Below are 13,968 nucleotides of genomic sequence, written 5' to 3'. Positions count from 1 at the left end.
CTATCCCGTATTGTTTCGCTGGTGCAACGCCAGGCGTGCCTGCCCGAGGTCGCTGAACGCCAGGCGACTGTCGCCGATCTGTTGGTACTCTTCATGCCCCTTGCCGGCAATCAATATGCAGGTACCGGCCGGCGCCCGGGCCAGCGCCTCGGCAATCGCAGCCGCCCGATCAGAGACCGATATAACGGCATCTACCTCAGCGACGCCCTGCTCAATGTCCTCGATAATGGCTTCGGGCTGTTCGCCGCGGGGGTTATCGCTGGTGATCACCACCTGATCGGCACCGCGCTCGGCGACCGCGCCCATCAGCGGCCGTTTGTTCCTGTCGCGGTCACCGCCGCAGCCAAACACACACCACAGCGGACCGCCGGTGCAACGACGCAACGACGCCAGCGCGTGTTCGAGCGCGTCTGGGGTGTGGGCGTAATCGACAATCACATCGATATCGCTGTCGACATCGACCCGTTGCATACGGCCCACCACCGACTTGAGCCGCGGCACCAGCGACATCACCTCGGCAAAACTCGCGCCCTGCACGCAGGCCGCGGTAATGACCGCGAGCAAGTTGCTCAGGTTAAACTGCCCCAGCAATGCGCTGCGCAGTTGCCCCTCGCCCCAGGGCGAAATGACCCGCGCCTCAATGCCTCTGGCGGAGTAAGTCGGTTGCAGCGCCTGGACATCGGCGTTCGACCGGCCGATGCCGTAACTCCACAGCCGCGGTCCCTCGACAGCGGCGAGCAGTTGGCGGCCGAAGGCATCGTCGCGGTTGATAACGCCGTGCACCAGACCCGGCAGGGTGAACAGCAGCCGCTTGGCGGCGCCGTAGCTTTCCATATCGCCGTGGTAATCGAGGTGGTCGTGGGTCAGGTTGGTAAAGACGCCCACGTCGATTGCGACACCGGCCACTCGCCCCTGCACCAGGCTGTGGGAGGAGACTTCCATCGCCAGGCTGCGGGCGCCGCGCTGATAGAGTTCCGCCAGCGCCTTTTGCATGGTCACCGCATCCGGCGTGGTCAGCCCGGTATCGGTCAACTCGGCATCGGCGGCCAGACCGTAACCCAGGGTGCCGAGACTGGCACCGTCATTGCCGAGCAGGGTTTCCAGTTGCGCCAGCAGATGCGTACAGGTGGTTTTACCGTTGGTACCGGTGATACCGGTGGTGCGCATATGCTGCGAGGGCTGCCCGTACAGGTGACCCGCCATGGCACTGAGGCTGCGGGACAGCTCCGGCACGGCAATCACCGGCACCGCTTCGACAAAGGACACATCGACAGTGGCGTCCGGCGCCTCCACCAAAACCGCCGCCGCACCCGCCGCCAGGGCCTGGGGAATAAAGTCCCGCCCATCGGTGCGGGCACCGCGCAGCGCCACAAAAACGTCGCCGCGACCCACTGACCTACTGTCGATACACAGCACATGCACCACCACATCGGCAACACTCGGCGGCAGGTCGACACCGGCCAGCAGGTCGCCCATACGCGTGCAAAACTGTTGTGCTACGGCGGCCATCAGGTCAGGGGCTCTCTGTGTTCGACGGCGGCGGTTTGCGCCGCCGGTTTAACCGCGGCGGCCTTGGTGGTGGCGCTGCGACGGGCCAGCCGGCTGCTGTCCTGCGGCGTCACATCCAGCAGGCGCAACGCACCGGCGGCGACTTTGGAAAACAGGGGTGCGGCCACCTGGCCGCCGAAATACTCGCCGCGACTGGGTTCATCGACGACGGTAACAGTCACGATACGGGGCTTTTCCACCGGCGCTATGCCGGCGAACAATGCGATCTTGCGGTCCACTTCATAGCCCTGCGGCCCGACTTTGTGCACGGTGCCGGTTTTGCCGGCGACGGTGTAGGCATCGAGGTGGGCGCGCTTGGCGGTGCCTTTGGGGCCGACCACGGTTTTCATCATCGACAACACCTGGCGGGTGATCTCGGCGTCGACGACATTTTCCGTTACCGGCTCACCGGTAAGTTTTATGAGGGAGACCGGCTTCTTGACACCGTGGTTGGCAATCACACTGTAGGCCTGCGCCAGTTGCAATGCGGTCAGCGTCAAGCCGTAACCGAACGCGAAGTTGGCCTGCTCGATCGGGTGCCAGCGGCTGCGGTTGGGCAGCAGGCCGACACTTTCGCCGGGGAAACCGCTGCCGGTGCTCTGTCCCAGCCCGAGGCGAAAGTACATATCGCGAATCTGCTGCGGATCGAGATCGAGGGCGAGCTTGGTCAACCCCACCTGGCTCGACTTGGTGATAATTTTAGTGACGTCGATGACGCCGTAGTCCCTGGGGTCGAGCAGTGTTTTTCTGCCCACGCGAATATAACCCGGGCTGGTATTGACCAGGGTGTGGGGCGAGTAGCGCCTGGTTTCCAGTGCTGCCATCACCGTCACCGGCTTCATGGTCGAGCCCGGCTCGAACTGGTCGATAATGGCGCGGTTACGAGTGTCGGCCGGCCGCATGCGGCGGCGGTCGTTAGGGTTGTAGGCGGGTTGGTTGGCGATGGCCAGCACTTCGCCGGTGACCGTATCCAACACCACCACCGAGCCGCCCCGCGCCTGGTGCTCGGTAACCGTCGCCTTGAGTTCGCGATAGGCCAGGTACTGCAGGCGCAGGTCGATACTCAGCGTCAGGCCCTTGCCGGGCTGGGCCGCGCGCAGTAATTCCTCTTCCTTGATGACATGGCCTTTAAGGTCCTTGACCACCCGTTTGGCACCCCCGATACCGGTCAGCCACTGATCGTGGGCCAGTTCCATACCCTCCTGGCCGCGATCGTCGATATTGGTAAACCCGACCAGGTGCGAAGTCACTTCGGCGGCGGGATAAAAGCGGCGGTATTCGGTTTGCGCAAAAACGCCGGGGATGGCCTTGGACAGCACCTTGTCCGCATCCTGGGGCGGCAGGTGGCGGCGCAGATAGACAAATTCCTTGTCGCTGTATTTATCCAGTTTGCTCTTTACCGCACTCGCGTTCAGACCCAGCGCTTTGGCGAGCGTCGCTACATTCGATTGGGTGGCCGGCAGCAGGTTCGGGTTGGCCCAAATGGATACCACCGGGGTGCTGACCGCCAGGGGCTCGCCGTAACGGTCGGTAATCACACCGCGGTAGGCGCTGATGGGTTCGGTTCTGACAGTGCGTGCGGCGCCCTGTCCCTGTAGAAATTCAAAGCCCTTGTCTTCGCCCGGGATAACCTGCAGGCCGGCGACGTGCCAAAGCAATACGACGCCCAACAGGCAAAGCGCCGCGCCGGCGCCGTAAAAGCGCCAGCGCGCGATCGACGCCTGTACCTTTGGTTGTTTGGTGCGTTTTGCCATTGTCTCTATGGGCCTTCTTTAATTACGGTCTTGCTCAACTCGGGTCTTGCTCAGTTCAGGTCTTTTTCAGCTCAGGTTTTTCCAATCACTCGTTGACTGTTTCAGTCCACCATCACAATGTCGGCGGTGTCGGGTACGTACATATCCAGCCGGCTGACAGCGAGATGCTCAATGCGGTGGTAGGCCGCCCAGGTACTCTGTTCGAGCAGATACTGGCCCCAGGCCACCTGCTGCTCCGCCGTCTCCTTGCGCGCCAGCTCCAGTTGATGCACCAGCAACCGGCTCTGGTGGGTGGTGTAGACCACGCCCAGGGCCGACCCAAGCACGGCGAGCCACAGCAGCATCAATCCCACCCGGGCGGGACTGAGCCGCGGCAGGGCCGCTGTAAAACCCTGTCCCAGACTCGCCGGCGTTTTGCTGACCGGTATTTTTCTCGCGGGCATTGTTACTTCCTACTTCTTCCGGTAGCCCTGTTGAGGACCTCAATACTTGCTCTGCTAGTCCGGTGTCTTGTCTTTGGACACCCGGATTTACGTACATACTCGGTTAATAAACGCCCTCAAACCAGCTGCCGAGTACTTATTGAATTTTTTCTGCAACACGCATAATAGCGCTTCTCGAGCGTATGTTAGTACTAACTTCATCGCTCTCCGGACGACTGCCCCGACCCAGTCCGCGCAACCGTCGGTTAAGTTGCGCGTCGGTGACTGGCACGCCTTTCGGCAACTTGTCGCCGCGCTCATGGCGCCGGATAAACCGTTTTACCAGGCGGTCTTCGAGGGAGTGAAAACTGATCACCACCAGTCGTCCGCCCACTTTCAGGGCTTCCAGCGCCTGGTCCAATACCGCGCGCAAGTCACCCAACTCATCGTTGATATGGATGCGAATCGCCTGGAACGCCCGCGTCGCCGGATGCTTGCCTTTCTCCCAGGCGGGATTTGCCGCCGCCACTATCTCCGCCAACTGTCCGGTGCGTGCAATCGGCGCCTTCTGGCGCTCGCGCACAATGGCGTTGGCCATGCGTTTGGCGAAGCGCTCCTCGCCGTATTCTTTCAGCACCCGCGCGATGTCCCCGGCGGCCGCGGCGTTGATCCACTGCGCGGCGGTAACCCCGCGGGAGGTGTCCATGCGCATATCGAGCGGGCCGTCCTGGAGAAAACTGAAACCCCGCTCAGCCGTATCCAACTGCGGCGAGGAAACGCCTAGATCCAGCAACACGCCATCGATAGCCCCCTGCAAACCGCGCTCAGCCACGACGGCGGCCAGCTCGGCGAAAGAGCCGTGCACAATCTCAAAACGCTTGTCGTCGCCCAGTAACCGGTGCGCGATGGCCACCGCCTGGGGGTCCTTGTCAAACGCGATCAGGCGACCTGCAGGCGCCAGGTGTTCAAGGATCAAGCGGCTGTGGCCACCGCGGCCAAAGGTGCCGTCGAGGTAGTTGCCCCGTACGTCGACAACCAGGGCCCGAACCGCCTCATCTAGGAGTACAGTCTGGTGGGAGGCGCTGTTCATAACCTCTCCTACAGCGACAGCGACTGCATTTCTTCGGGCATGTCGTCATCCACCGAAGAATCGTCCAACCAGGCTGTCCAGCGGTCCTCACTCCACAACTCCAACCGTTTGCCCTGCCCTACCAGCATGATCTTTTTCTCCAACCCGGCGTAGTCGCGCAGGGTCGGCGGCACCAGGATGCGCCCGTTGGCGTCCATCTCCAGCGGGCAGGCATAGCCGATAAGCAGGCGTTGCGCGCGCCGCGCAACCTTGTTGAAGCTCGGGAGCTGTTCGATCTTGGGCAGGATTTCCTGCCACTGGGGTTCGGGATATACCAGCAGGCAGCGCTCTTCAGTGTGGGCGGTGATGACAATCTGGCCGTCACAGGCAGACGCCAGCGTTTCGCGAGTGCGCGCCGGTATCGCCATACGCCCTTTGGCGTCCATATTAATGGCATGACTACCTAGGAACATTGACCCTCAACCGCCCCTTTTTCCCACTTTACAACTCGGGAACCCACTAAAAACCACATATATCCACTTTTCTCCACCTTTGCACACTATAAGTCGGAGCGCACCAAAGTCAAGCAAGAATCAGGGGATTAGCGGGGATCTGGGGGGTATTTAACGAGAACTGGTTGGCAAATGTTTGAAAGGTAATTTTTGCTTGAAAGTGTTTATAGGTATTAAAAACAGGTGATTACAGGGAAAACTTAAGAAACCACTTTAAGTAGGGATAGAAATTGGACAATGGGTATATTAAAACCAAGTTGATCATCGAACAACCTATGCAGAGTCCGGCATCGACAGATAGCTCCATCTGGCCCCTGGTGGAGGGTCCGGCGTTTTGGCGCCTCTGGAGCCCGGCATTTAGGGCGAGCGCACAGCGCCTCGCACAGAAGGTAGATTAATCCGCCGTAAACAGCGGCAGACAAATAAGTCCAACCACATGGGGAGGGTTTGTGAAGCTCAGGGCCTGACAATGGATTGTAAAAACAGCCTTGGGATTTCCGGTTCCCAAGGCTGTTGTAACACCGGTTATTCAGTCGTAAGGCTCCAGCCTTTAGAAGGTATGTCTGTAACTGATATAAGGCACCCGTCCGGCAACATCATAGATATCCAAAACGATCTCGCTGTTGTAACCGGCGGTGTCATTGATCGACGGGTCTTCATCGGTGAGATTGCGAATACCGAAAGACAGGTCGCCACCCCAGGGAGTCTGCCAGATGGCGCCGATATCCATGCCGTCCCAGGCCGGGTATTCGCTGCCTTCGCTGGCACCGTCGAACGACGCGATATAGCGATAGACGTAGTTGACAATCCACTGATCCATGCTCCAGCGCAGTGTCACATTAGAGCGAAACTCCGGATATCGCTCGGTGCCGGGCCGGTCGATAACTTCTGCAATCGGTGTCGGCTGGTAGTCGTAGGTCAAAATATGCGAGTGCTCAATGGCCGCCATCCAATTGCCTATGTCCGTGGACAGGTCAAACTGGGCACGCAGATCGATTCCCTCGATTTCTTCGGTCGCCAGGTTGGCAAAAACGTTGATGATGCCGCAATCCGGTGGTGTCACGCCACCGCTACATGCGGTGATCGCTCCAGGTATACCGCCAGTTGAATTACCGCGGTTGACAATTACACCAGCGGGTAAAGTACCTTCGCCCTCAAAGGTAAGGACGTCCTGCAAATCCAAGCTATCAATAGAATCCTCGATATCGATAGAAAACCAGTCCAGACTGAGCGTGAGGGTGTCAGTAGGATTTACTATCACACCAAAATTCCAGGACTCTGTGGTTTCCGCATCGAGTTCAGGGTTTCCGCCTGTGTACTCCTCTACCTGTGCTGTGGGGCAAGCGCTGTCAGGTATGCCTTGCGCTCGGCAACGCCGCAGATCAGTCACATTTTCGTTTGATGATGCCAGGGATGATCCGAGGTCAGTCAGGTTTGGCGCTTTAAAACCTTCACCCCAACTTGCCCGCAAGGTCACTACGTCATTTGGCTGATATCGGAAAGCGATCTGCGGTGAAGCTTCCGAGCCGAAATCATCATAGTCGTCGTACCGTACAGCGATATTGGTGGAGAAACCGGTAAACAGAGGCACCTCAACCTCAGCAAATGCCGCCCAACGTGAACGCGAACCCGACGCTGTATTGCCAGCCGAACCAATAACATTATTGGCTTCCCTAAAGCTGTCGTATTGGTCTTTATAGGTTTCAGAAGCGACCTCAAACCCTGAAGCCCAACCAATTTGACCGGTACCGAATCCCTCGAAAGCGCCATCCAGAGAAAGCCCAGCACTGGTGTTTTCGGTCGAGATATCGCGAAACAGTGTCGCTGACGACAATGCTACTGCAGCCAGATGATCCGGGTCCTGCGATAGGGGGTTGCGAAAATCGTATTGTCCAGCGTCTATCAATTGCGTTAGCACCGAGCTCAAAACATAAGTATCACCTTCGTTTTGCGACACATATTCGTAATGGCGTGCATAGAAATCATAATTGATATCGGTGTTATTGATCTCGCCCTTGATACCCACAATCGTATCGTATTCATTGCTATTAAAAGCGTCATCCCGATTGCCGTGGCCGACAAAACGGTGCGCGACATCAATATCTTCCCCTAATCCCGGGCCTCCCATTGCATCATCACCGCGCGGGTTGAGAGGGTTTGCCGCGGAAACTCGAATAAAACCGACGGCTGGTGCAAAACGACCAAAACTCTCTATACGGCTATACCTATTCTCTATATATAGCTCATGATCTTCATCTATTTCATAAGTCCCTTTCAGGTAAGTGCTGGCGCGCTCTATACCACCTGTTTGCATGGATAAATTGGCAAATGCATAACCACAACCCTCACCATCTATGCCGCGGGGATTAGCGATAGGTACATAGACAGATGAGTCACAAGAGGAAACCTGAAAGGCCTCATCGCGGTTGAGAGTATAGCCGGTATTGCCTCCATCAGACACACCCACCGTATCAATGGCGTGGCGGGGCAGGCCACCGCCGGGGCCCGGCCTGACGGATGCTCTGCTGTAATCCCTATCAGCATCAAATATAGGATTTCTCTTTAACCACTCACCGGCAAATAAAATACTGGTCTTATCACCTGACGCCCCAAAGGCAAACTTAAAGCTGTCACTGTCACCGCCGTCCCGGGTGGGTTCCTCCGTACCTATCTCGAACTCCGCACCTTCAAAATCGTCATCGTAGATAATGTTGATAACACCGCCGATAGCGTCCGCACCGTACACGGCCGAGGCACTGTCGGTCAGTATCTCGATACGATCGAGACCCACCATCGGAATGGAATTGAGGTCTACGGCTGATGTTCCCGTCAAGGGATTACCGGGCACACGGCGACCATTGATCAACACCGCCGTGCGGTCCTCGCCGAGGCCGCGCAAGTTGGCCAGGGCGATCTGCCCAAAAGAGCTGCCGGATTGTTCGCGGTATGAGCCGAAGGAGTTAAACGCGGTGTTTCTCAGCACTTCGGCAACACTCTTAACGCCCGTAACTTCTATATCCAGACCGCCAATAACGGTTACCGGTCTTGTCGAATCGGACACTGTCGAGCGGATGCGGGAGCCGGTAACGATAACCTCTTCTATACTCTCACCTTCCTCACCCGCATCCGTCTGCGCGGTAACAGGTAGCGTTAATGTGCTTGCCCCCACTAAAACTGCGCTTATTGCCAACGATAAAGGGTTTTTGACATTCATTCTCCTCTCCTTAAAAGCTTATATACATCTAGGTACCAACACTTTGATAAAGTGAGGCCTGGCTTGATTCAGAGGATGAGACGAATTAAAAAAAAAGTTCCCTAAAAATTTACTGTCTAAAACTACGAGCCAATGACATTTTTTTCAAAAAACAGAGTATCCATTTTTATTTATTACATGAAACATGTCTTCCTTATATCCTCCCTTTAACCGCAGGTGTTAGTAGGCCATAACTCCACAGCCCTCTAAAAATAGAACTCTAATACTCGACGCAACAATTTGTTTTGAAACCACAGATCAACTTAACCATGATAAAAATCAACTACATATTTTTACAAAATAGGCTTCCGTATTATTGTAAAAAAAAGAAAAAAACATTACATGATTTTACAACCGCATAAAAACCCCCACTTTCAGGGCGTGAATTTTATTAACAAGTTTTTCCAAAAGGTCCAACTACTGGAGGAGACCAGTAAACATAAAATCATTGAACGACATCAACAAATAATTTGGCTTGATGTGTCTATCATCGCCGGTGACTGCTAATGCGAACCGCTGCATAATGCAACTATCTAAATGTCGGAGCGGCAGTCACCGCTATCCAGCGGTCTTAATACCGACAGCCACTTGTAAAGAAAGTCAGCCTTCAAAGAGCGAACAAAAAACAGCGAACGTACACTGGATTCCCGCCGCGGCTGGAGATGCCGAAATATTGATAGCGGTGGGTAATTATTGGAATTTTCTCGCGGCGACAGACCAGATAGTTGTCGAGTGACACCACCTCCTCCCTTTGACCATTGGGGCACAACATCACCAATTGCCCCATAAGTATGCTCTATAACCAGGCTGAGCAGATAACTTCGAAAAAAAAGAATATATCAAACCCATCATAAGCGTTTTACATCGTGAAACCCGGGTCATGAGCCTATTTAAACTAGGGTTGCCCTAAGCAATTGTTAGTAAATGCTATGTTATGTATATTTACCCATACAGCATATATAACTGCTATTTACTTCTACATTTTTAAACCGAGGACGTCAACATATGAAGTTTCACCTGCGCTTTTTTACCGTAACGATTTTGAGTCTTATTATCACCAGCCAAGCCTACGCACAGGAGAAACAACCCACTCCTGAAGAGCGTGCTTATACGTTTCGCACCAGTCTATTCCAAACTTTTGCCTGGAAATACGGCCAACTTGTTGGCGCGAAAAAACAAAATGATGAAGCTACTTTCATTAAACATGCCTCTGATCTCGAATATCTTGCCACTATGCTGGAGGAGGGTTTTCAAATTAAAAACAGCTTGCCAGAAGGTACTGCGGCGAAGCCGGAAATCTGGAAAGACTATGATACGTTTAAGAAAAAATCTGAGACCTTAAAATCTGCAGCCAATGACTTAACCAAATCAGGCGCAATGGCAGACTTTGACGCCCGTGATTTTGGCAGCAAAAACTGTGGCGGCTGCCATCGCGACTTTCGAGTAAAAGATGACTAGTGCAGCCAACGGCCTACCGTCAACAATTAATAGTAGTAGTCAACACTTGGCAGTGAATCTGTAAACGCATTTGCCAACCCATAAACCACAGCAATGCAAAGCACCATTATAAACAGTGCCAGCAACAGTTTGGAGTCAGCTATCCCTTTGTCATCAAGACTGGTAGCTGACTTTTTCCCTGTTATCATGGCGGCAACAAGTTTTTCCTTTTTATACAATCTGTAAAAAATGATCGCCAGTATGTGCAGCCCCACAAGCACCTCCACCACATTAAAGTTTAGGTGATGTATTTCCGTTATCGTTGCCGACAGGCCTTTACCGACCAAACCACTTAGCGGCCCAAAGAAATAATCATCATTGCTGAACAGCCCCGTTACCGCCTGAAGACTTAACACGGTAAGCATGCCTAATGCAGCAAGACTGCCGAGTGGATTGTGTCCGAGGTAGTGCCGTTTGGGCATCGACGGCTGCGACCGCTTTTTCGGCAGTGTTTTGGCATAATCGACTATTTCCCCAACCCGAAAGAAAAAGCGGCTGAAACGGGCATAGTCGCTACCAACAAAGCCCCAGGTAAGTCTGAACAACAACAATGTCAGCACCGTGTAGCCGGCCCAAAAGTGCTGTTCCATGTCCTCCAATATTTCCACAGAAAACCATGCATAAACAACGCCGACCGCTAACAGCCAGTGGCATACCCGGGTAGGTATATCCCAAATCAAAATCTGTTGTTTCATCAATAGATCCTTTCGTCTCAGAGCCCGGTCAGATGGTAAAGATGATTTTATTATGGAAATAATCTCTCACGTCCAAAGGATGCCAATCGCCTACACGCAGTAACCACCGGCAAATCGGTGACCTATGCCGTAACTACGCGCAGGGAATACAGGGAAAAGTCAGAGCCGGCCTGTAAGCCGGGTTCTGTCGTGGACAGTCATTCATCTGGGATGCGCGTCTCCGCGCACCTCTAGCAACCTACCCGAATCCAGCGCGGGCCGCGCCAATGGATTCCTATTTGGTCTTGCTCCGGACGGGGTTTACCATCGCCACGGACTGTTACCAGCCGCGCGGTGCGCTCTTACCGCACCTTTTCACCCTTACCCGGCCACTTACAAAAAGCGGTCGGGCGGTATCCTTTCTGTTGCACTTTCCGTAGGCTCACACCCCCCAGGGGTTACCTGGCGCCCTGCCCTATGGAGCCCGGACTTTCCTCCCCGGCGCGCCCCGCCACACTTGCAGAATGGCCGAGCTGACGCCGGAGCGACTGTCCGGCCGACTCTGACCCGGCCACCTTAGCGCCTGCGTCTGAAAACTGCAAATCGATCCCAACAACCGACGTTGACCCTTTGCCCTAGTCCGAGGATCTGCACCCGTCACGATCAGCTTCGTCAAACCACACGTTCTGGACTACTTTTCTAATACACGATAAAGTCCAGCCCCGCCCAACCATCAGGAGTGCGCTGAATGAAGCTTTCCTATCGTCAGGCTGCCGTGCCCCTGATCGCCGCCCTGGCGGTACAGGCTGCCGCCGAGCCCCGCCCGCTTGAAGAGATTGTGGTAACTGCGCAAAAGCGCGAGCAAGGCATCCAGGATGTCCCTATTTCGGTCAATGCCGTTTCCGGGGAGAAAATCGCGGCGGCAGGCATTACCAACCTCGAGGCAATGACCGCCTATGTACCCAACCTCACCATGAACCAAACCGGCATCGGCACCGTGGTGGCGATCCGCGGTATCAGCTCCGGCGTCAACCAGGGCTTCGAGCAATCAGTGGGTCAGTATGTGGACGGCATTTATTTCGGCCGCGCACAGTTAGCGCGGGCGCCGTTTATGGATCTGGAGCGAGTCGAGGTGCTGCGCGGACCGCAGGGCATACTGTTTGGTAAAAACAGTATCGCCGGGGCCATCAGTATGACCACGGCAAAGCCCACGGCGGCGTTTGAGGGCTCCCTCAGCGCCCTCTACGAACCCGACCACGGTGAACAGGACCTGCGCCTGGTGGTGTCGGGCCCCCTGAACGACAACCTCTGGGGCCGGCTGGCGGTAATGGACAGAACCATCGATGGCTATTTCGACAATACGGTCCTGAACCGGGACGAATCCGACGAACAGGAGCGAGTGATTCGGGGCAGCCTGAGGTGGCAGCCCCATGACGACTGGCGCCTGGACCTGAAAATAGAGACCGCCGAGTTCGACACCCGCGGGCGCTTTATGGAAACCGTTATGGCCACCGAATTGCCCGGCGGCACTCCCTACAGCACGGTGTTGAATGCGTTGTCCGGCGGCCGTTTCAGCCTTGACACCGACCAGGATTTCCGCCGCCAGTCCAACGGCGATACCAGTGACAATGAGACCGAAAACCTCACTCTGATCATTGACTACCAACTCGGCGACAACACCCTGACCCTGACTTCCGGCTACAACGCCTATGAATACACGGAGTTATGTGACTGTGATTTTATCGGCGCGACCATCTTCAATGCCGACACCATGGAGGATTTTGAGCAGTTCAGTCAGGAAGTCCGGTTTACCTCGCCGGAGGGTGCGACCCTCGACTACATCGCCGGTTTTTTCTACCAGACCGGCGACCTGATGTTTGAAGACGCCATCAATGTACCCGCCGACAGCCTGTTGCCCACCGCTCTGCTCGGGGCCACCGGCGGCGCCTCGACAGCCCTGGCGGGTACGGCCACGGCGCGGGAATTTGAGCAGGACAGCGATCTGTGGGCGCTGTTTGCCCAACTCACCTGGAACCTCGACGAGCGCAACCGCGTAGTGGTGGGCGGGCGCTTTACCCGCGAGCAAAAAGAGGCATCCAGACGCCAGTTCCACCTCGATGCCGGCGGCAACGAAGTACCGCTCGGGTCTCCCGCGGACACGCTCAATGTTCTTTACGGCCTGTTTAAAATCGAGCCCTACGAAACACTGGCTGACGACCGCGATGAAACCGCGTTTACCCCCCTGCTCACTTACCAGCACACGCTCGGCGGCACAGCCCTACCCGCTTGGGTGGACGAGGGCATGCTTTATGCCACCTACACCACCGGCTTCAAGTCCGGCGGCTTTGACGTGCGCTCCAACGCCCATCCGGACCCGGCGGTGGTGCGCGCGGTACAAAACACCGATGCCGGCCCCGTCAATCTGACGGGTGTGTTCGAATACGAAGAGGAGGAGGCCCAAAGCTTTGAGGTGGGCGGCAAATTTACGTTCGCAGAAGGTGCGGCGGAACTCAACCTGGCACTGTATTTCACAGAGTTTGAAGACTTGCAAACCAGCCAGTTCGACGGCACCCTGGGGTTTAACGTCACCAATGCCAGCAATGCAACAGTGCGAGGCCTGGAACTGGACGGCCGCTGGCGGGCCGCCGACAGGCTGACCCTGAGCGGTGCTTTTGCCTACCTGGACTTCGAGTACGACAGCTTCCCCAACGCCCAGTGTTACTTCGGCCAGACACCCGACAGTACTGATTTCCCCGGCCTGTGCGATATCAGCGGCCGGACGCGGGAACTTGCCCCCGAGTTCCAGGCCAGCCTCAGCGCCGATTTTCATACTCCCGTGGGCGACAATCTGGCGTTCAGCGCGGTGTTGGACCTGATTTACAGCGACGATTACCTGGTATCCCCCACCCTCGATCCGCGCCTGCAACAGACAGCTTATACCAAGGTCAATGCGCGGGTGGCGCTGGCCGCCGACGGCGGCGAGTGGGAGGTTGCACTGGTGGGCAGAAACCTGACGGATGAAGCGGTGATCAATTTTGGCAACGCCGCCCCGGTGTCGGCATTCTTGACCGGTGGCGGCGGCACTGTTTACTACGCGTTTTTTGATCGCCCCCGCAGCCTGGCCCTGCAGGCAACCTTGAGATTTTGAGAGAAAGATCGGGCTTTACCGAAGGGGTCGGGGGGGGGGGGGGGGGGTTGGGTGGGGGGGGGGGGGGGGGAAGGAAAAGACCCCCACCCCC

General features: G+C 56.1%; 9 protein-coding genes and 1 other RNA gene. 2 read left to right on the top strand and 8 right to left on the bottom strand.

Annotated features, from left to right (window positions below; translation table 11 throughout):
* The 6 genes from FKG94_RS11155 to FKG94_RS11130 all read right to left on the bottom strand — a co-directional run bounded on the left by FKG94_RS11155 (position 1) and on the right by FKG94_RS11130 (position 8,519).
* The gene (locus tag FKG94_RS11155) at positions 1–1,509 is read right to left on the bottom strand and encodes a UDP-N-acetylmuramoyl-L-alanyl-D-glutamate--2,6-diaminopimelate ligase (protein ID WP_218943502.1); all 1,509 of its coding nucleotides are present in this window, start codon (positions 1,507–1,509) and stop codon (positions 1–3) included.
* Positions 1,509–3,302 (bottom strand): peptidoglycan D,D-transpeptidase FtsI family protein, encoded by a 1,794-nt coding sequence (locus FKG94_RS11150; RefSeq protein ID WP_142904310.1) that lies wholly within the window; start codon positions 3,300–3,302, stop codon positions 1,509–1,511. Before FKG94_RS11150 ends, FKG94_RS11155 begins: the two co-directional genes overlap by 1 nt.
* 101 nt (positions 3,303–3,403) lie before the next feature.
* Positions 3,404–3,745, bottom strand: coding sequence for a cell division protein FtsL (ftsL, locus tag FKG94_RS11145; protein ID WP_142904309.1), 342 nt, complete (start codon positions 3,743–3,745; stop codon positions 3,404–3,406).
* A 136-nt stretch (positions 3,746–3,881) separates the two neighbouring features.
* Entirely contained in the window at positions 3,882–4,814 is a 933-nt protein-coding gene (rsmH, locus tag FKG94_RS11140; RefSeq protein ID WP_142904308.1) for a 16S rRNA (cytosine(1402)-N(4))-methyltransferase RsmH, read from the bottom strand.
* An 8-nt stretch (positions 4,815–4,822) separates the two neighbouring features.
* Positions 4,823–5,266 carry a division/cell wall cluster transcriptional repressor MraZ gene (gene mraZ / locus FKG94_RS11135; RefSeq protein WP_142904307.1) on the bottom strand — a complete coding sequence of 148 codons (444 nt, stop codon included), beginning with the start codon at positions 5,264–5,266 and terminating at the stop codon, positions 4,823–4,825.
* Positions 5,267–5,855: 589 nt separating this feature from the next.
* A complete protein-coding gene (locus FKG94_RS11130) occupies positions 5,856–8,519 on the bottom strand; it encodes a TonB-dependent receptor plug domain-containing protein (protein ID WP_142904306.1) in 2,664 nt (887 codons plus the stop codon).
* 1,044 nt (positions 8,520–9,563) lie between these two features.
* On the opposite strand from FKG94_RS11130, the gene FKG94_RS11125 reads away from it, so the two are divergent.
* Positions 9,564–10,016 carry a c-type cytochrome gene (locus FKG94_RS11125; protein WP_142904305.1) on the top strand — a complete coding sequence of 151 codons (453 nt, stop codon included), beginning with the start codon at positions 9,564–9,566 and terminating at the stop codon, positions 10,014–10,016.
* 26 nt (positions 10,017–10,042) lie between these two features.
* Here the strand turns inward: FKG94_RS11125 and FKG94_RS11120 are convergent, their stop codons facing one another.
* Together FKG94_RS11120 and rnpB are read right to left on the bottom strand one after the other, a co-directional pair.
* On the bottom strand, positions 10,043–10,750 hold the full coding sequence (locus FKG94_RS11120) for a cytochrome b/b6 domain-containing protein (RefSeq protein WP_142904304.1): 708 nt from the start codon (positions 10,748–10,750) through the stop codon (positions 10,043–10,045).
* 157 nt (positions 10,751–10,907) lie between these two features.
* Positions 10,908–11,293, bottom strand: an RNA gene (rnpB, locus tag FKG94_RS11115) — RNase P RNA component class A.
* 184 nt (positions 11,294–11,477) lie between these two features.
* Here rnpB and FKG94_RS11110 point away from each other — a divergent pair.
* Entirely contained in the window at positions 11,478–13,877 is a 2,400-nt protein-coding gene (locus FKG94_RS11110) for a TonB-dependent receptor (RefSeq protein ID WP_142904303.1), read from the top strand.
* Positions 13,878–13,968 lie beyond the last annotated feature (91 nt).

The sequence above is a fragment of the Exilibacterium tricleocarpae genome, from assembly GCF_007004655.1.
GTDB lineage: Bacteria > Pseudomonadota > Gammaproteobacteria > Pseudomonadales > Cellvibrionaceae > Exilibacterium > Exilibacterium tricleocarpae.
The sequence above is the reverse complement of the archived record's forward strand: the minus strand, read 5'-3'. Positions and strand labels throughout refer to the sequence as shown.

What these genes read in the sequence shown, in the direction of transcription:
- FKG94_RS11150 (WP_142904310.1), bottom strand. Translation starts at nt 3,302, where the DNA reads ATGGCAAAACGCACCAAACAACCAAAGGTACAGGCGTCGATCGCGCGC.
- FKG94_RS11125 (WP_142904305.1), top strand. Translation starts at nt 9,564, where the DNA reads ATGAAGTTTCACCTGCGCTTTTTTACCGTAACGATTTTGAGTCTTATT.
- rsmH (WP_142904308.1), bottom strand. Translation starts at nt 4,814, where the DNA reads ATGAACAGCGCCTCCCACCAGACTGTACTCCTAGATGAGGCGGTTCGG.
- ftsL (WP_142904309.1), bottom strand. Translation starts at nt 3,745, where the DNA reads ATGCCCGCGAGAAAAATACCGGTCAGCAAAACGCCGGCGAGTCTGGGA.
- FKG94_RS11155 (WP_218943502.1), bottom strand. Translation starts at nt 1,509, where the DNA reads ATGGCCGCCGTAGCACAACAGTTTTGCACGCGTATGGGCGACCTGCTG.
- FKG94_RS11130 (WP_142904306.1), bottom strand. Translation starts at nt 8,519, where the DNA reads ATGAATGTCAAAAACCCTTTATCGTTGGCAATAAGCGCAGTTTTAGTG.
- FKG94_RS11110 (WP_142904303.1), top strand. Translation starts at nt 11,478, where the DNA reads ATGAAGCTTTCCTATCGTCAGGCTGCCGTGCCCCTGATCGCCGCCCTG.
- mraZ (WP_142904307.1), bottom strand. Translation starts at nt 5,266, where the DNA reads ATGTTCCTAGGTAGTCATGCCATTAATATGGACGCCAAAGGGCGTATG.
- FKG94_RS11120 (WP_142904304.1), bottom strand. Translation starts at nt 10,750, where the DNA reads ATGAAACAACAGATTTTGATTTGGGATATACCTACCCGGGTATGCCAC.